17 protein-coding genes and 2 tRNA genes are annotated in these 16172 nt (G+C 70.7%); 12 read left to right on the top strand and 7 right to left on the bottom strand.

All coding sequences use genetic code 11. From position 1 onward, the window contains the following. The first annotated feature begins 22 nt into the window (after nt 1-22). The 3 genes from N1028_RS09375 (at nt 23) to N1028_RS09365 (ending at nt 1318) form a co-directional block, all read left to right on the top strand. Nucleotides 23-95, top strand: a tRNA-Asn gene (locus tag N1028_RS09375). Nucleotides 96-317: 222 nt separating this feature from the next. Further along, complete coding sequence (locus tag N1028_RS09370) at nt 318-1016, top strand: AzlC family ABC transporter permease (protein WP_259526975.1); 699 nt, start codon at nt 318-320, stop codon at nt 1014-1016. Continuing rightward, nucleotides 1013-1318 carry an AzlD domain-containing protein gene (locus tag N1028_RS09365; RefSeq protein WP_259526973.1) on the top strand — a complete coding sequence of 102 codons (306 nt, stop codon included), beginning with the start codon at nt 1013-1015 and terminating at the stop codon, nt 1316-1318. The genes N1028_RS09370 and N1028_RS09365 overlap by 4 nt, the downstream gene beginning before the upstream one ends. A gap of 27 nt (nt 1319-1345) precedes the next feature. Here the strand turns inward: N1028_RS09365 and def are convergent, their stop codons facing one another. Beyond that, nucleotides 1346-1927: a peptide deformylase gene (def, locus tag N1028_RS09360; RefSeq protein ID WP_259526965.1), complete on the bottom strand. Its 582-nt coding sequence runs from the start codon at nt 1925-1927 to the stop codon at nt 1346-1348. A 42-nt stretch (nt 1928-1969) separates the two neighbouring features. Here def and N1028_RS09355 point away from each other — a divergent pair, with 42 nt between their 5' ends. From N1028_RS09355 to N1028_RS09340, 4 genes are all read left to right on the top strand, one after another. Further along, nucleotides 1970-2884: a DMT family transporter gene (locus tag N1028_RS09355; protein WP_259526953.1), complete on the top strand. Its 915-nt coding sequence runs from the start codon at nt 1970-1972 to the stop codon at nt 2882-2884. 67 nt (nt 2885-2951) lie between these two features. Beyond that, entirely contained in the window at nt 2952-4235 is a 1284-nt protein-coding gene (locus N1028_RS09350; protein WP_375163390.1) for a glycosyltransferase, read from the top strand. 31 nt (nt 4236-4266) lie between these two features. Then, nucleotides 4267-4340: transfer RNA gene (locus N1028_RS09345), tRNA-Ile, on the top strand. A gap of 26 nt (nt 4341-4366) precedes the next feature. Next, a complete protein-coding gene (locus N1028_RS09340) occupies nt 4367-4726 on the top strand; it encodes a DUF2200 domain-containing protein (RefSeq protein ID WP_259526951.1) in 360 nt (119 codons plus the stop codon). Nucleotides 4727-4731: 5 nt separating this feature from the next. Here the strand turns inward: N1028_RS09340 and glsA are convergent, their stop codons facing one another. Continuing rightward, nucleotides 4732-5664, bottom strand: coding sequence for a glutaminase A (glsA, locus tag N1028_RS09335; protein ID WP_259526949.1), 933 nt, complete (start codon nt 5662-5664; stop codon nt 4732-4734). Between the two features lie 110 nt (nt 5665-5774). On the opposite strand from glsA, the gene N1028_RS09330 reads away from it, so the two are divergent. The 4 genes from N1028_RS09330 to N1028_RS09315 are packed head-to-tail and all read left to right on the top strand — an operon-like array spanning nt 5775 to nt 10895. Further along, nucleotides 5775-6197 (top strand): hypothetical protein, encoded by a 423-nt coding sequence (locus N1028_RS09330; protein ID WP_259526932.1) that lies wholly within the window; start codon nt 5775-5777, stop codon nt 6195-6197. Next, nucleotides 6194-7252 carry an AAA family ATPase gene (locus N1028_RS09325; protein WP_259526923.1) on the top strand — a complete coding sequence of 353 codons (1059 nt, stop codon included), beginning with the start codon at nt 6194-6196 and terminating at the stop codon, nt 7250-7252. Before N1028_RS09330 ends, N1028_RS09325 begins: the two co-directional genes overlap by 4 nt. Further along, the gene (locus N1028_RS09320) at nt 7249-8577 is read left to right on the top strand and encodes a DUF58 domain-containing protein (RefSeq protein WP_259526915.1); all 1329 of its coding nucleotides are present in this window, start codon (nt 7249-7251) and stop codon (nt 8575-8577) included. The genes N1028_RS09325 and N1028_RS09320 overlap by 4 nt, the downstream gene beginning before the upstream one ends. Next, nucleotides 8574-10895, top strand: coding sequence for a transglutaminase TgpA family protein (locus N1028_RS09315; protein ID WP_259526912.1), 2322 nt, complete (start codon nt 8574-8576; stop codon nt 10893-10895). Before N1028_RS09320 ends, N1028_RS09315 begins: the two co-directional genes overlap by 4 nt. Here N1028_RS09315 and N1028_RS09310 read toward each other — a convergent pair. Next, nucleotides 10833-11396 (bottom strand): PadR family transcriptional regulator, encoded by a 564-nt coding sequence (locus N1028_RS09310; protein WP_259526911.1) that lies wholly within the window; start codon nt 11394-11396, stop codon nt 10833-10835. The genes N1028_RS09315 and N1028_RS09310 overlap by 63 nt on opposite strands. Before the next feature lie 177 nt (nt 11397-11573). Between N1028_RS09310 and N1028_RS09305 the strand changes: the two genes are divergently transcribed. After that, complete coding sequence (locus N1028_RS09305; RefSeq protein WP_259526910.1) at nt 11574-12077, top strand: DUF3145 domain-containing protein; 504 nt, start codon at nt 11574-11576, stop codon at nt 12075-12077. 355 nt (nt 12078-12432) lie between these two features. Here N1028_RS09305 and N1028_RS09300 read toward each other — a convergent pair whose 3' ends face one another. The 4 genes from N1028_RS09300 to N1028_RS09285 form a co-directional block, all read right to left on the bottom strand. After that, a complete protein-coding gene (locus tag N1028_RS09300; RefSeq protein ID WP_259526908.1) occupies nt 12433-13671 on the bottom strand; it encodes a beta-ketoacyl-[acyl-carrier-protein] synthase family protein in 1239 nt (412 codons plus the stop codon). 125 nt (nt 13672-13796) lie between these two features. Continuing rightward, on the bottom strand, nt 13797-14045 hold the full coding sequence (locus tag N1028_RS09295; RefSeq protein ID WP_259526901.1) for an acyl carrier protein: 249 nt from the start codon (nt 14043-14045) through the stop codon (nt 13797-13799). A 53-nt stretch (nt 14046-14098) separates the two neighbouring features. Then, nucleotides 14099-15103: a beta-ketoacyl-ACP synthase III gene (locus N1028_RS09290; protein WP_259526900.1), complete on the bottom strand. Its 1005-nt coding sequence runs from the start codon at nt 15101-15103 to the stop codon at nt 14099-14101. Nucleotides 15104-15150: 47 nt separating this feature from the next. After that, entirely contained in the window at nt 15151-16086 is a 936-nt protein-coding gene (locus N1028_RS09285) for an ACP S-malonyltransferase (RefSeq protein ID WP_259526899.1), read from the bottom strand. Between the last annotated feature and the right edge of the window lie 86 nt (nt 16087-16172).

The following is a 16172-nucleotide window of genomic DNA, read 5'->3' as shown; positions in this document are numbered from 1 at the left end:
ATTGACGCTTCTTCGGCAGCATTCCTCGATAGCTCAACTGGCAGAGCAGCCGGCTGTTAACCGGCAGGTTCTTGGTTCGAGTCCAAGTCGGGGAGCGAAGGCCCCGCGGCTCCACCCGCGGGGTCTTTTCCGTGTGCCGACACGGTCTCACCGCGATCGACGAGCTCGTCGGCCTTCGCGGCGAAGATCCTGGCCATCGGCCAATCCCGCGGAGCGGCCGCCCTCAGGGGTTGCCAATCCGCGATTCATGGCCCCCGGATGCCTCGCAGCGGCACCCTGGGTCGGGTCCGGGTCGGCGGGTCTGTCATCATCGTCGGGTGGGCGAGCGCAGTGCAGACGAGAAGAAAGCTCTGCGAGCCGCCCTCGCGGTGGGTTTCGCGACCGCCGCCTACGGGATCTCGTTCGGCGCCCTCGCCACCGTCTCAGGCCTCGACATCTGGCAGACCTGCTTCCTCAGCCTCGTCATGTTCACGGGCGGCTCGCAGTTCGCCCTCATCGGCGTGCTGGCCTCCGGCGGCCTGGCAGCCGGGGGAGCGGCCGTCACGAGCGCAGCGCTCCTCGGAACGCGCAACGTCTTCTATTCGATCCGGATGGCGCCGATCATCGGCCCGGGCTTCTTCCGGCGCGCCGCGGCGGCCCAGCTCACGATCGACGAGTCCGTTGCGGTGGCGAGCGCCCAGTCCTCCCTCCCGGCGCAGCGGTACGGGTTCTGGGTGACCGGGATCGTGATCTACCTCGGCTGGAACCTCACCACCCTGATCGGGGCGCTCATCGGCGACCTGCTCGGCGACGTGAGCGCCTACGGGCTCGACGCCGCCGCCGCAGCGGCCTTCCTGGGGCTCCTGTGGCCCCGCCTCAAGGAACGGCAGACCCAGGCCGTCGCGGTGGGTGCGGCCGTCGTGGCGACCCTCCTGACGCCGTGGCTGATGCCCGGACTGCCGGTGATCGTCGCTGCGGTCGTGGCGATCGTGATCGGCGGCTTCAACCTCTTCGCGCGGAAGGGGACGACGGCATGACCACCTGGCAGATCGTCATCCTGGCCTCGATCGTGTGCCTCGCGCTCAAGACCGTCGGCTACCTGGTGCCTCCGCGCGCGTTCGAGCACCCCACGGTCGCCCGCACGGCGAACCTGCTCACAGCCGCCCTCCTGGCGGCCCTCATCGCCGTGCAGACCCTGGGAGCGGGTCAGAGCATCCAGGTCGACGCCCGGCTGCCGGCTGTGGCCGTCGCCGCTGTGCTCTACGCGCTGCGGGTGCCGTTCGTCGTGGTCGTGATCGCGGCAGCGGCCGTGGCCGCCCCCATCCGCGCCGTCACCTGAAGCGCGAGACCGGCCGCCTCGAGCGCGCTACGCGTCTAGGTCGTCGACGCCCGGTAGCCAGGCGTTCCCCGGCACGCCCCACCCGCGCTTGCGCTCGATCTTCTGCACCACGCGGCCGTAGACCCGATCGAGGCGGTCGACGTAGAGCCGGCCCTCGAGGTGGTCGAACTCGTGCTGGAAGATGCGGGCGAGCCACCCCTCGGCCTCGATCTCGAACGGCTCCCCGTCGAGATCCACCGCGCGCAGGATGGCGGCGTCGCCGCGGACGAGCGGGAAGCGCTCGCCCGGGAACGAGAGGCAGCCCTCCGACTCGGTGTCGGGATCGGCCGGCTCGGTGGAGGTCGGCGTGATGAAGAGCTCGGGGTTGATGGCGACCCCGCGGTAGACGACGTCGGCCTCTGCCTCGTCGCCCGGCTCGACGTAGCTGAACACGAACAGCCGGAGCGGCACCCCCACCTGGGGTCCGGCGAGGCCGACCCCGGGAGCTGCGTCCATGGTCTCGTACATGTCGGCGACGAGGGTGCGCAGCGTGTCGTCGATCTCGCGCACGGGCTCTGCGGGCGAGTGCAGAACCGGCTCACCGGAGATCCGAATCGGGAGAACGGCCATTCGCTAAGCCTATCCACGACGGCGGGAGGGTACTGTCGTCGAGTGCATCCTGAACTGCTCGTGCTGAGCGACCCGATCGCTCTCGATCCGAAGCAGTTCATCGGCATCCCGATCGCTCTCGTGGGCGCCGTCTTCCTGAGCCTCGGGGCCCAGTTCCAGCACCGCGGCGTCGCCAAGGTCGAGGCCGCAACGGGGGAGTCGCCGAAGGGCCTGAACGCCCGCCAGATGTTCGCTCTGCTCGCCCGGCCCTCGTGGGTGCTCGGCACCCTCATGCTCGGGCTCGCGGTGGTGTTCCAGCTCACGAGCCTCGGCTTCTCGCCCATCATCGTGGTGCAGCCGCTCGGTGCGGTCGCCCTGGTGATCACGGCCGTGCTCAACTCCCGCATCAGCAAGGTCAGTCTCAACCGCAGTTCGGTGATCTCGATCGTGCTGTGCGTGGGCGGCGTGGGACTGTTCGTGCTCGTGGCCGCGTTCACCGCCGTCGACAAGCCCGTGACGGCGGGCAACCTCATCACGATCCTGATCATCCTGGCGATCGTGCTGGTCGTCTTCGCGGCGGCGTTCGTGGTGCTCGGCAAGGGGTTCAAGGCGATCGCCTACATCATCGGCGCGGGCGTGCTCTACGGCTTCGTGGCGACGCTCGCGAAGGTGCTCATCTCGCGCCTGTTCCAGGGGCAGTTCGACTGGCTCACCGTGCTGGCGTTCATCGGGCTGCTCGCCGCGTTCGCGCTCGGCGGCTACTTCGTGCAGAACGCCTACTCCTCCGGGCCGCCGGATCTGGTGATCGCCGGTCTGACCGTCGTCGATCCGCTGGTCGCCGTGGGCATCGGCATCCTGGTGCTCGGCGAGGCGTCGCAGGCGCCGCTGTGGGCCGGCATCCTGTTCCTCGTGTTCGGTGCGGTCGCCACACTCGGCGTGTTCGGACTGGCCCGTTACCACCCTCAGGCCAAGCGCTAGGGTAAGTTCTTCACCTGACGCCCGAATCAACCAGGTGACCCAGATCCACACCCAGAAAGACGACGGTTTGACAGACTCCCGTGTTCCGAATCCCCAGGACGGCGCCGACTCGACGCCGGGCACCACGGATCGGCCCCTGCGGATCCTGATCGGCGGCGACACCTTCTCGCCCGATGTGAACGGCTCGGCCCGCTTCGCCGAGCACCTGGCCTCCGGCCTCGCCGCCCGCGGGCACGAGGTGCACGTGGTGGCTCCCTCGTCGAAGCTCCCCACCGGGGCGCACACCGAGGTCTACGACGGCCAGGAGATCACCGTGCACCGGCTCTACAGCTGGCGCTGGTACCCGCACGACTGGCTCACCTTCGCCCTGCCGTGGCGGATCAAGCAGAACAGCGCCCGCATCATCGACGAGGTGAAGCCCGACGTCGTGCACTTCCAGTCGCACATCATCATCGGCCGTGGGCTGAGCGACGAGGCCAAGAAGCGCGGCATCCGCATCGTGGGCACCAACCACGTGATGCCCGAGAACATGCTGGCCTTCACCGGCATCCCCAAGTTCCTGCAGAACTGGGCGATCGGGCTGGCGTGGGCGGCCGCGCGCCGCTCCTTCATCCGCGCCGAGGCCGTCTCGGCGCCCACCCGCCGGGCCGCCGACTTCTTCGAGAAGGCCACCGGCATCGGCAACGTCTACGCCATCTCGTGCGGCATCAACGTCGACAACTACGTGCCCGACTTCACCCCGCGGAGCGAGAACCGCATCCTGTTCGTCGGCCGCGTGGCGGGCGAGAAGCAGATCGACGTGCTGCTGAAGGCCGTGCAGCTGCTTCCGGCCGATCTCGACGTGAAGCTCGAGATCGTGGGCGGCGGCGACCAGCTGAAGAACCTGCAGGCCATGGCCGTGCAGCTCGGCATCGGCGACCGCACGACCTTCACCGGCTACGTCACCGAGGAGGAGCTCCGGCGCGCCTACACGCGCTCGAGCGTGTTCGCGATGCCCTCGATCGCCGAGCTGCAGTCGATCGCCACCATGGAGGCGCTCGCGAGCGGCCTCCCGGTGGTGGCGGCCGACGCGATGGCACTGCCGCACCTCGTGCACGACGACGAGAACGGCTACCTCTTCACCCCCGGCGACGCCCAGGACCTGGCCGACAAGCTCGAGCGCATCCTCCGCCTGCCGCAGGACGAGCTCGACACCTTCAAGAACGCCTCGCTCTCGGTGGTCGCGGCGCACGACATCCAGCGCACCCTCACCACCTTCGAGCACCTCTACCGCGGTGAGCCCGTCACCGATCCGGCCGTGGTGCCGCCGTCGGCACCCGGGTCCAAGCCCGGACCGGACCGGGTATCGTAGTCCTCGGGCACGGCTCCGGCGGTGCCCGCACGGGGCGGTAGCTCAGCTGGTCAGAGCAGCGGACTCATAATCCGTCGGTCACGGGTTCAAGTCCCGTCCGCCCTACGACTCGAGGCAGAGGGAGGACGCTCATGGCCGGGCACCGCATCTTCGGAACGCCGTTCGCCGCCATCCATCCCCACTACGTCGCGAAGGCCGAGCGCAAGGGCCGCACCCGCGCCGAGGTCGACGAGGTCATCCGGTGGCTCACGGGCTACGACGAGGCGGGGCTCCAAGCGGCTCTCGACGACGAGGTCACGCTCGAGGCGTTCTTCGCCGACGCGCCGGCCATGAACCCGAACGCGACCCTCATCACGGGGCTCATCTGCGGCATCCGGGTCGAGGAGATCGACGACCCGCTGATGCAGAGGATCCGCTACATGGACAAGCTCGTCGACGAAGTGGGGCGCGGCAAGAAGATGGAGTCGATCCTCCGCGTGCCGAAGGGCTGACCCGGCTACTCCGCGCCGAAGGCGTGCAGCCCGAGGGCTGAGCTCAGCAGCTCGCTCGCCACGCGGCCGCGCACGCTCGTGCCCTGCTCGTCGAGCGGCGGACTGACGACGGCCGCGCCCAGGCGCCCGGGAGCGGACAGCACGATCGCCCCGGAGACGCTCGACTTGGCCGGGACGCCGACCGCCCGCATCCACCGGCCCGAGCCGTCGTAGACGCCGCACGTGGCCATCACCGAGACGACGTCGCGCGCCACCCGCGCCGAGACCACCCGCTCGCCCGAGACGGGGTTCACCCCGCCGAGCGCGAGCGTCGCTCCCATGACCGAGAGCGCGACCGCATCGACGAGCACGGCACACGCACGGGCGTAGACCTCCACGGTGTCATCGGCGCTCACCTCGAGCGTGCCCTCGGCCCGCATCAGGTGCGCGAGGGCGTGGTTGCGGTCGCCGAGCGCGTGCTCGCTGCGGGCCACGTCGTCGTCGGTCTCGAGGCGCCGCGCGGCGAAGGCCGACAGTCCGTGCAGGATGCGCCGGCTCCTGGACCCGGCGTCATCGCCGTCGACGAGCGCGGCGGTCAGCAGCGCTCCGGCGTTGACCATGGGGTTCGGCGGCCGGCCGGTCCCGGTCTCGAGCTTGAGGGCGTCGAAGGCCTCGCCGGTCGGCTCGATGCCGACGAGGTCGAACGCCTCGCCTCCGGTGTCCTCGAGGGCGAGCGCGAACAGGAACGGCTTCACCGCCGATTGGATGCTGACGAGCGAATCCGCCTCGTCGGAGGCCCGCACGGTGCCGTCGGGGAGCGTGATCGCGATGCCGCAGAGCCCCGGATCGGCGTCTGCCAGCTGCGGGATGCTGTCGTCGACCTCACCGCCGTGCTCGGAGAGCACGCGGGCTCGGAGCTGCTGCAGGTCGTAGCGGCGGGGGTCGGCGGATCGGCTCATCCGCTCAGCCTGACACAGGCGCCCCGAGTGCGGATCGGCGCGGCCGGGCAGTCGCAGCCGGGCCGGGCTCCGAATAGGCTGAAGACTCATCGCGATGCGGCAGGAGCACGGTGCGCAACTCGGACGGCAGGATGCAGGAGGGCTTCGACTCGCGCTTCGACGCGGCGTTCCAGCCGGGGTTCACGGAGGCGGACGACGGCGGGGGACTCCAGCGGCTCGGCCTCGAGCCCGGGGTGTCGCCCTCCGCGCGGCCGACAGGCGAGGGCTCCGCGGCTGCGAGGCGCCCGCGCCCTCTCGTCGACCGGTTCGTCGTGACCATCTGGATCGTGAGCGTGCTGCTCCTCGCAGTCGGCATCGCCGGCATCAACAGCCTCGTGCTCGGCTTCGACCGCTCCGGATCCAGCGAAATCACACCCGACTACCTGATCCTGGTCATCGTGACCCAGGTGTCGCCCTGGCTCATCGCCGTGGGCCTCGCCGCCCTCATCGGAACCCTGTTCCTCCTCGCCGCACGTTGGGAGCGCCGCCCATGACCCCCGAACAAGCCCATGCCCCCGCGCCGGAGCGCACCGGCCAGCACGGGCAGCCCGGCCAGCCAGGGCGCACCGCTCCACTGACCCTCGAGGAGTTCGGTGAGCACACCGGGGCCATCCTGGCCAACCTCGAGAGCGTCATCGACGGCAAGACCGAGGCGGCCACCCTCGCCCTGATCGTGCTCATCGCCGAAGGTCATCTTCTCGTGGAGGACGTGCCGGGTGTCGGCAAGACCACCCTCGCCAAGGCCCTCGCCACGAGCGTCGGCTGCACGGTGAGCCGGATCCAGTTCACGCCCGACCTGCTGCCCTCGGACGTCACCGGTGTCTCGATCTACAACCAGAGCGACCACGCCTTCGAGTTCAAGCGCGGCGCCGTGTTCGCCAACATCGTGATCGCCGACGAGATCAACCGCGCTTCGCCGAAGACCCAGTCCGCCCTGCTGGAGTGCATGGAGGAGGGCCAGGTCTCGGTCGACGGCACCACGCATCCGCTCGAGCCGCCCTTCATCGTCGTGGCCACCCAGAACCCGATCGAGATGGAGGGCACCTACGCCCTCCCCGAGGCCCAGCGCGACCGCTTCATGGCCCGGCTCTCGATGGGCTACCCGGATGCCGCGGCGGAGCTCTCGATGCTGCACCACCGCGAGACCCAGAGCCCGCTCGATCGCCTCACCGCGGTGGTCGACAAGACCCGTCTCGCCGAGCTGATCGCCACGGCGCGTGCCATCTACGTCAGCCGCGCCGTGGAGTCGTACGTCGTGTCGCTCGTGCAGGCCACCCGCACCCACCCCGAGTTCCGCCTCGGCGCGAGCCCCCGCGGAACCCTGCACCTCGTGCGCGCCGCCAAGGTGCTCGCCGCCCTGAACGGCCGGGAGTTCGTGGTGCCAGACGACGTCAACCAGCTGGTCGTGCCCGTGCTCGCCCACCGGATCGTCGCCACCCGGCGCGCGGCCGGGGATGCGCGCGGCGGCGGCACCCAGGCGATCGCCGAGGCGCTGCGGGGCATCATCGCCGCCACGCCCGTGCCGCTCACCCGCTCCCGCTCGGCATGACGGCCCGCCCGCATCGACGGGGCTGGGCGCGCCTCACCGCTCGGGGCTGGGGTCTCGTGGCCGCCGCCGTGGTCGTCTTCGTGCTCACCCAGGTGCTGCGGCGCCAGGAGCTCGCGTATCTCGCCTGCTTCCTGATCGCGGTCCCGGTGTTCTCGCTCGCCTGGGTGGCGCTCCGCCGCCTCGCGGTGACCGTGCGCCGCCGATTCGATCCCGAGTCGGGCGTGGTCGACCAGCGGATCTCCGTGGCCCTCTATCTGCAGAACTGGGGCCGGGTTCGCACCCCGGCGGGCGTCTGGACCGAGCACGCCGCATCGCCCCTCCGCCCCTCCCGCCCCGCCCCTCTGCCGGTGCTGCCCGGCTACGCCTCCGCCACCCTCGACGAGCCCGGGCTGAACGTGCTGCGCTACGACCTCGACACCCGGGTGCGCGGTGCGCACCGCATCGGCCCGTTCGAGGTGACGCTCTCCGATCCCTTCGGCTGCGCCGTGCGCAGGGCCGAGCTCGGCGGCAGCGACGTCGTGCTCGTGACTCCGACGGTCTACGAGCTCGCGCGGATCGACCTGCGGCTGTCCTCCGGCGACGGCGCCGAGCAGGTCTCGCGGCGCCTCGTCGGCGCGGGGGAGCAGGACGTCATCGCCCGCAAGTACCTGCCCGGCGACTCGATGCGCCGCGTGCACTGGCCCGCTACCGCGAAGCACGGCGAGCTCATGGTGCGACAAGACGACCAGCGCAACGACCAGGATGCGGTGATCGTGCTCGATCCGGCCTCGTTCGCCGTGCCGGGCGCCGCGCAGGTCACCGCGGGGGCCGGGCGCCGGGCGCGCCGTGCCCTCATCGACGACTCGTTCGAGTGGGCGGTGAGCACCGCCGCGTCGATCGCTCTGCACCTCATGAACGAGGGCTTCGGCGTGCGGATGATCGGAGCCGCCGCCCGCACGGGGGTGGCGACGGGTGCTTCAGACGTCGCCGAAGTGCAGACGGCGCCCTTCGGCGCGCAGCGGGTGGTGCAGGATCTCGCCTGGGCGGAACCCGGCACCGCCGAGGATCCGATCGCGTTCAGGATCGCGGTCGAGGAGGCCGCACTCACCTCACCCGATGCGCCGCCGGTGTTCGCCGTGGTCTCCGGCGCCTCCGGAGCGGCCGCACGCATCCGTGACCTCGCGACCATGTCGTCGCACGCCGTCGCCTTCGTGGTGGGCGAGCAGCGCGACCCCGCCGTCGCCGCAGAACTCCGCGGATCAGGCTGGACCGTGGTCGAGGCCGGACCCTACGAGCGGCTCACGGCCCTCTGGAAGGCGCTCGGCGACGCAAGGGGGCTCGGATGAGCGCGACAGGCCGACCGGGCATGGCCGCGCGCTTCGGCGCGCGGGCCGCTGAGCGCCGCGGTGCGTGGCTGAGCACGCTGGCCGTCGCCCTCTGCCTCGGGATCGCCCTCAGCGGGCTCGCCCCGCTCCTCCAAGGCGTCACCTGGTGGTTCGCCGCCATGGCGATGATCGTGGCAGTGCTCGGCGTCTCGGCCGTGCTGCGAGACAGGGGGGCGCCCGAGATCACCGTCGTCGCGGTCTCCGCCATCGTCTGGGGAGCCCTCGTCATCCTCCTGTACGCGGTCGACACCCTGTGGTTCGTGGTGCCGACCTTCGACACGCTCCGCGACATCGCGGCCGACCTCGCGGATGCGCGCTTCTCCATCGCCGAGCAGGAGTCGCCGGCGATCGCGGAGGGGCCGATCACACAGCTGCTCGTCATGGCCGTCGGACTCATCGCCATCATCTCCGACGAGCTCGCGAGCGGACTGCGCACGCCGGTGCTGGCGGGCGTGGGACCGCTCGCCCTGCTCGCGGTCACCCCGCTGATCACCGAAGGCACTCCCGATCTGCTCCTCTACGTGCTGACCGCCGCGGCCTTCCTCCTCGTGATCTGGTGCAGTTCCCGGATCGGCCGAGCCCCTCGGCCAGGGCGCGGCGGGCGCAACCCGGGGCTCGCCGTCGCGGTCGGCGCCGGCGCCCTCGCCGCCATGATCGCGCTCCCGGCCGTCGTTCCGGGACTGACCGCGGAGTCGCTCGCCGACGACGGGTCGTCCAGCCGCTTCCCGTCGGTCTACTCCAGCGGAGTCGACCCGACCATCCAGCTGGGCCGCGATCTCCGCCGGAGCGACCCCATGCTCTCGCTCACCTACTCCACCGACGCGGAGGACGGCCTCTACCTCAAGATGGTCAACCTCGCCGACTTCTCCACCGACACCTGGCAGCCCGAGCGGCCCTACCAAGCCGATCGCTACCGGGGAGGGCCCTTCGGCACCCCCCAGGGCCTTGCTCCGGACGTGCCGGTCACCGCGCAGGCCACCACCGTGTCGATCGCCGGCCTCCGCAGCGACTGGCTCCCGCTGCCGTATCCCACCCAGCAGGTCGACGAGCTCATCGGCACGTGGATGCTGTCACCCGGCAGCTTCACCGTCACGGAGCTGCGGGGAGACACCCAGGGCCTCAACTACGAGGTCACGGGCCTCGACATCCAGCCCACCGCCCAGCAGCTCGCCGACGCGGGCGGCATCGTGCCGGACGGCTTCGACCGGTTCCTCGAGGTGCCCACGGGCCTCGACCCGATCGTGGCGCAGACCGCCGCGGCCGTCACGGCGGGTGCTGCCACCAACTACGACCAGGCCGTCGCGCTGCAGGAGTACTTCCGCTCCGATGCGTTCTCGTACACGCTCACCGCCCCGGATGCCACGGCCTACGAGGGCGGGAATGCCCAGATGATCCCGGCCTTCCTCGCCGCGAAAGAAGGCTACTGCGTGCACTACGCGGCGTCGATGGCGGTCATGGCGCGCACCCTCGGGATCCCCTCCCGGATCGCGATCGGCTATGCGCCCGGTCAGTCGGCAGATCGCACCTCCGAGGGCGGCCGCGCGCTCTACGAGGTCTACACCGACCAGCTGCACTCCTGGCCGGAGCTCTACTTCGAGGGGGTGGGCTGGCTGCCGTTCGAGCCCACGCCCGGACTCGACTTCACACCTCCCGACTACAGCCTGCCCGACTACGCGCAGTCCGACGCCGGCAACCCGGGCGCCGCGGCCGAGGCCCCGGAGACCGAGACCACCGACCCGGCCGAACGCCCCGACACCGAGCAGGACGCCCCGGCGACCGCCACGGCGGAGCAGGCGGTGCTCGCCCAGGTGCGCGGCTGGGGCACCTTCCTCGCCGTGCTCGGCGGCATCGCTCTGATCGTGCTGGCGCCTCTGCTGCTGCGCCGGGCACGACGCGCCCGCAGGGTGCGCGAGCTGGCCTCGACCGGACTGCCCGCGACCCTCGCGTGGATCGAGCTGGAGGACACCCTGGACGACCTGCGGGTGCAGCGCTCGGCGGGGGACACCCTGGACGACCTCGCGACCAGGCTCGCCGGCGACCACCTCGTGCCGGAAGAGCCGCTCGCGCGTCTCTGGCGCGGCGTGGAGTGGGAGCAGTACGCCCGGCCAGGATCGGCCGACGACGCGACCCGTTCCGGACTCGCCGACGATCTCCGAACGGTGATCGGAGCCCTCGAGGCCGAGGCCACCGCGCGCGATCGCACGATCGCACGGCTGCTACCGGTCTCGTTGCTCCGGCGCCGACGGTCGCCGACCCCGGCGGGGGCGCTCGTTCCGTAGCGGCCGCCGCAACCCGGCGAGCCCGTCGGGCATCCGCTCGAGGTCGTCGAGCCACGACAGCGCCGCCTCGGCCAGGTGCTGTCGGGCGAGTCCCGTGGCCTCCCCGAGGGCGCCGGTGTCGCCGGGCGCAGGCAGAGCACGCCAGGCGGCCCGGTAGCCCTGCAGCAGGGGGCGGGCGTCGGCACCGCGGAGGCTCGACGCCAGCAGCACCTTGAACACCATGTCGCCCCACGCCGAGACCCCGCCGAGGGTCGGGTCGTCGAGCCAGGCATCCGCTGCTCGACGGCCCTCGGCGGTGAGCCCGTAGAGGGGGAGTCCGTCGTCGGTGCTGCCCGTGATCGTCACGAGGCCCGCGGTGCCGAGGCGCTCGAGGGTCGAGTAGATCTGGCCCACGTTGATGCTGCCGACGCGACCGGTGCGTGCCTCGAGCTCGGTGTGCAGCTGGAGTCCGTAGAGCTCCGACTCGCCGAGCACGGCGAGGATCCCTGAGCGCACCGACATCCGCACCGCCTCTCCTCGAAATATTCACTGAGTATATGTCTGAGAGTTCCGGCGCGGCGGGATGACACGGTTGTGATTCGCGGATCCGCTCTGGCAAGATGTGAGCACAACTGCACAGCCCGTTCCATCCCGTTCACAGGTCGTTGGGGAAGACGTACCTCACGAATGGAGATGAAAATGGCGGCAACCGTTGCACGCGGAGTGGTCTACGTCCACTCCGCTCCTCGCGCGCTCTGCCCCCACGTCGAGTGGGCCGCAGGTCGCGCCATCGGTCGTGCAGTGAACTTCGACTGGATCGAGCAGCCCGTGCTGCGCGGTTCGCAGCGCGCCGACTTCTTCTGGGAGGGCGCGCCCGGAACCGGCGCCGCCATCGCCTCGGCCCTGCGCGGCTGGGAGCACCTCCGCTACGAGGTCACGGAGGACCCGAGCGAGGGTCACGACGGCGGGCGCTGGATGCACACGCCCGACCTCGGCATCCACTACGCCCAGGTCGACTCCTCGGGCAACACCGTCATCCCCGAGGACCGCATCCGCAACGCCATGGAACTCGCCGGCACCAACGCCCTCGAACTCCACCGCGAACTCCGCCTCGCCCTCGGCCAGGCCTGGGACGACGAGCTCGAGCCCTTCCGCTACGCCAGCGACATGAGCCCGGTGGTGTACCTCCACCGGGTTGGTTAGCCGCGCCGCCGCTCCTGCGGCGCGGGCGACATGCGATGCCGGTGTCGGAGAACGTGGCTGCGCCGCGTCCTCCGGCACCGGTATCGCTCTGGGTCGTCGAGTACGGCCCGTCGCGTTTCAGTCTCGTTCCGAGGGACTCATCAGGTGGCGAGTAGGGCCCGTCGCGTCTCCGTGTCGTTCTCACGAGGTGACCAGGTGGCGGGCCCTACTCGTTGACCCAGAGCGATACCGTCGCCGAGGGGCGCCGCGCAGCGACGTCACTCGACGGCGGCATCGCATGTCGCCTGCGCCGCAGAAGCGGCGGCGCAGCACCAGCACAGCTCATGTCACCCCCGAACAAGCAGGGGATCGATCCCTAAGCCGTTTTGAATGCCACTACCGCGTTGTGCCCACCGAAGCCGAACGAGTTCGAGATCGCCACGAGTTCACCCTCGGGGAGCTGCCGCGGCTCGCGGACGACGTCGAGGGGGATCTCCGGGTCCTGCTCCGAGAGGTTGATGGTGGGGGGAGCGGTGCGCTCGTGCAGGGCGAGCACCGTGAAGATGGCCTCGATGGCGCCGGCGCCACCCAGGAGGTGGCCCGTGGAGGCCTTCGTGGCGGAGACCGGGATCTCGTGCAGGCGGTCGCCGAAGACCTGCAGGAGGGCCTTGTACTCGGCGATGTCACCCACGGGCGTCGAGGTGGCGTGGGCGTTGATGTGCGCCACATCTTCGAGCGAGTAGCCGGCGGTCGCGACGGCGGCGAGCATCGCACGGGCCGCTGCCGAGCCCTCGGGGTCGGGAGCCGTGATGTGGTACGCGTCGCTCGTGACGGCGCCACCGAGCAGCTCGGCGTAGATCGTGGCGCCGCGAGCGAGGGCGTGCTCCTCGGTCTCGAGCACGAGGGCGGCCGCACCCTCGCCGAGCACGAAGCCGTCGCGGGTGAGGTCGTAGGGGCGGGATGCCGTGGCCGGGTCGTCGTTTCGCTTGGAGAGGGCCTGCATGGAGGCGAAGGCGGCGATCGGCAGCGGGTGGATGGCGGCCTCGGAGCCTCCCGCGACGATGATGTCGGCGTAGCCGGCCTGCAGGTGCTCCCAGGCGTTCACGATCGACTCGGTGCTCGAGGCGCAGGCCGAGACCACGGTGCGGGCACCGGCCCGGGCGCCGAGAGACATCTCGATGGCGGCAGCGGGGCCGTTGGGCATGAGCATGGGCACGGTCATGGGCAGCACCCGGCGGGGGCCCTTCTCGCGCAGGGTGTCCCAGGCGTCGAGCAGGGTCCACACCCCGCCGATGCCGGTGGCCCAGTCGACGCCGAAGCGCTCGGGGACGACCTCGGGGGCTCCGGCGTCCTCCCACGCCTCACGGGCGGCGATGAGCGCGAACTGGCTCCCGGGGTCGAGGCGCTTGGTCTCGATGCGCTCGAGCGACTCCGAGGCGGGCACACGGGCCTGAGCGGCGAAGGTGACCGGCAGCTCGCGCTCCGCGACCCAGTCCTGGGTGAGCGTGCTGGCGCCTGATTCGCCTGCGAGCAGGTTCTTCCAGCTCTCGGGGGCGGTGCCGCCGAGGGGGGAGGTCGTGCCGATGCCGGTGACGACGATCTTCTTCGTGCTCATGGTGAAACTTTCTGTGGGTGGTCAGTCCAGGGTGCCGGGAACGGCGGGTGCTGCAGGGCGCGGGAGGCCGGCAGGATCGGATCTGAAGAACGTGATCCTGCCGGCCAGGCGCAGGTGGGGCGGTGTCAGCCCTGGGCGGCGACGATGAAGGTGACGGCGTCGCCGACCGTCTTGAGGTTCTTGACCTCTTCGTCGGGGATCTTCACGTCGAACTTCTCCTCGGCGTTCACGACGATGGTCATCATCGAGATGGAGTCGATGTCGAGGTCGTCGGTGAAGGACTTGTCCAGCTCGACAGTGTCGGTCGCGATGCCGGTCTCGTCGTTGATGAGCTCGGCCAGCCCGGCCAGTACTTCTTCGTTGGACAGTGCCATTGTTCTTCTCCTTGAGGTGTGGGTTTGACCGAGATTCAGTGTAGTCAGTGGATTCAGGGCAGGACGACGACCTGCGCGCCGAACACGAGACCGGCGCCGAAGCCGATCTGCAGCGCCAGCCCTCCGGACAGCGAGGGGTTCTCGGCGAGCAGCTTGTGCGTGGCGAGCGGGATCGACGCGGCGGAGGTGTTGCCGGTGGTCTCGATGTCGCGGCCGATGGCGACGGTCTCCGGAAGCTTCAGCTGCTTGGCGAACTCGTCGATGATGCGCATGTTGGCCTGGTGCGGGATGAAGGCGGCGAGGTCGTCCACGGTCACGCCGGCGGCCTCGAGGGCCTCCTTGGCGACCTTGACCATCTCCCACACAGCCCAGCGGAACACGGCCTGGCCGTTCTGTCGGAGGGTCGGCCACTCGTTCTCCTGGTCGCGGAAGCCGATGCTCGTGCCGGTCATGAAGATCTCGTCGCGCTTGGTCGCATCCGAGCCCCAAATGGTGGGCCCGATGCCCACGCTCTCGCTCGGGCCCACGACCGCGGCGCCCGCGCCGTCTCCCAAGAGGAACGAGATCGACCGGTCGGCCGGGTCGACGTACTCGGAGAGCTTCTCGGCGCCGATCACGAGCACGTATTCGGCGAGGCCGGCCCGGATGAGCGAGTCGGCCTGGCCGATGCCGTAGGCGTAGCCGGCGCAGGCCGCACTGATGTCGTACGCCGCCGCGAGCGGCGCGCCGATCCGCTCGGCCACGTGCGTGGCGAGCGAGGGCGTGATGACGGGGTTGCTGATGGTGGAGACGAGGATGGCGCCGATCTGGGAGGGCAGGATGCCGGCGCCCTCGATGGCCTCCTTCGCGGCGGCCTCGGCGAGGTCGACGGCGAAGACGTCGTGTGAGGCGCGTTTGCGCTCGGCGATGCCGGTGCGCTGGCGGATCCACTCGTCGGAGGAGTCGATCGGGCCGACGAGGTCGTCGTTGACGACCGAGAGGTCGCCGCGGGCGGCGCCGATGGCGTGGATGCGGGTGAACTGGGGGCCGGAGCTCTGCTTGAGGGTGGGCTGCGTCATGGGGGTTACCGCGAGGCCTTCCGTGTGTCGGGTGAGATGGCGGTCGCTCAGGCGGCCTGGTCGAGGAGGTCGAAGGCGGCCGCGAGGTCGTCGGGGGTCTTGACGGCGACGGCGGGCACGCCCTTGAGGCCGCGCTTGGCAAGACCGGTGAGGGCGCCGGCGGGGGCGACCTCGATGAGGCCGGTGACCCCGGCGGCGGCGAAGGCCTCCATGTCGAGGTCCCAGCGCACGGGGGAGGAGACCTGGCCCACGAGGAGCTCGACGAAGCGGGCGCCCGAGTCGACGCGCGATCCGTCGTTGTTGGTCCAGATCGGCAGTGTCGGATCGGACGGGTGCACCGAGGCGGCGACGGCCGCGAGGCGGTCGACGGCGGGGGCCATGAAGTGGGTGTGGAAGGCGCCCGCCACCTGCAGCGGCACGACGCGCACGCCGCGCGGAACGCTCTCTGCGAGACGCGCGAGGGCGTCGGGGGCGCCGGCCACCACGATCTGTCCGCCGCCGTTGTAGTTGGCGGGAAGGACGCCGACCTCCTCGAAGAGGGCGAGCAGCTCGGCCTGGTCGCCGCCCACGACCGCGCTCATCCCGGTGGAGGTCACGGCTGCCGCATCGGCCATCGCTCGGCCACGCTCACCGACGATGCGCATGGCGTCGCCCTTGGTGAGGATGCCGGCGCCGGCGGCGGCGGTGATCTCGCCCACCGAGTGACCGGCGATGCCCCCCACGCGCTCGCGCCGGCCGGCGGTGTTGGAGAGACCGTCGAACAGGGCGTCGAGGGTCAGGATGCCGGCAGCCACGATGAGCGGCTGGGCCACTGCGGTGTCGCGGATCGTGTCGGCGTCGCTCACGGTGCCGTGCTGCACGAGGTCGACCCGGGCGGCGTCGCCCAGTTCCTCGAGGGTGTCGCGGAATGACGGCTCAGCGATCCAGGGCTCCAGAAAGCCGGGGGTCTGCGAGCCCTGGCCCGGGCATACGACGACGATCATCAGTTCAGTCTCCCAAAGGTTCGGTGATTGCTTGTGTCGATCGCATACAGCAGATCACGAAAGACATTGTCGGAAAGGCATACACG

This window comes from Herbiconiux oxytropis (assembly GCF_024979315.1).
Lineage (GTDB): Bacteria > Actinomycetota > Actinomycetes > Actinomycetales > Microbacteriaceae > Herbiconiux > Herbiconiux oxytropis.
This window is presented reverse-complemented; position numbering and strand designations above follow the sequence as displayed.

What these genes read in the sequence shown, in the direction of transcription:
- N1028_RS09285 (WP_259526899.1), bottom strand. Translation starts at nt 16,086, where the DNA reads ATGATCGTCGTCGTATGCCCGGGCCAGGGCTCGCAGACCCCCGGCTTT.
- N1028_RS09305 (WP_259526910.1), top strand. Translation starts at nt 11,574, where the DNA reads ATGGCGGCAACCGTTGCACGCGGAGTGGTCTACGTCCACTCCGCTCCT.
- def (WP_259526965.1), bottom strand. Translation starts at nt 1,927, where the DNA reads ATGGCCGTTCTCCCGATTCGGATCTCCGGTGAGCCGGTTCTGCACTCG.
- N1028_RS09325 (WP_259526923.1), top strand. Translation starts at nt 6,194, where the DNA reads ATGACCCCCGAACAAGCCCATGCCCCCGCGCCGGAGCGCACCGGCCAG.
- glsA (WP_259526949.1), bottom strand. Translation starts at nt 5,664, where the DNA reads ATGAGCCGATCCGCCGACCCCCGCCGCTACGACCTGCAGCAGCTCCGA.
- N1028_RS09295 (WP_259526901.1), bottom strand. Translation starts at nt 14,045, where the DNA reads ATGGCACTGTCCAACGAAGAAGTACTGGCCGGGCTGGCCGAGCTCATC.
- N1028_RS09340 (WP_259526951.1), top strand. Translation starts at nt 4,367, where the DNA reads ATGGCCGGGCACCGCATCTTCGGAACGCCGTTCGCCGCCATCCATCCC.
- N1028_RS09365 (WP_259526973.1), top strand. Translation starts at nt 1,013, where the DNA reads ATGACCACCTGGCAGATCGTCATCCTGGCCTCGATCGTGTGCCTCGCG.
- N1028_RS09315 (WP_259526912.1), top strand. Translation starts at nt 8,574, where the DNA reads ATGAGCGCGACAGGCCGACCGGGCATGGCCGCGCGCTTCGGCGCGCGG.
- N1028_RS09290 (WP_259526900.1), bottom strand. Translation starts at nt 15,103, where the DNA reads ATGACGCAGCCCACCCTCAAGCAGAGCTCCGGCCCCCAGTTCACCCGC.
- N1028_RS09310 (WP_259526911.1), bottom strand. Translation starts at nt 11,396, where the DNA reads ATGTCGGTGCGCTCAGGGATCCTCGCCGTGCTCGGCGAGTCGGAGCTC.
- N1028_RS09300 (WP_259526908.1), bottom strand. Translation starts at nt 13,671, where the DNA reads ATGAGCACGAAGAAGATCGTCGTCACCGGCATCGGCACGACCTCCCCC.
- N1028_RS09320 (WP_259526915.1), top strand. Translation starts at nt 7,249, where the DNA reads ATGACGGCCCGCCCGCATCGACGGGGCTGGGCGCGCCTCACCGCTCGG.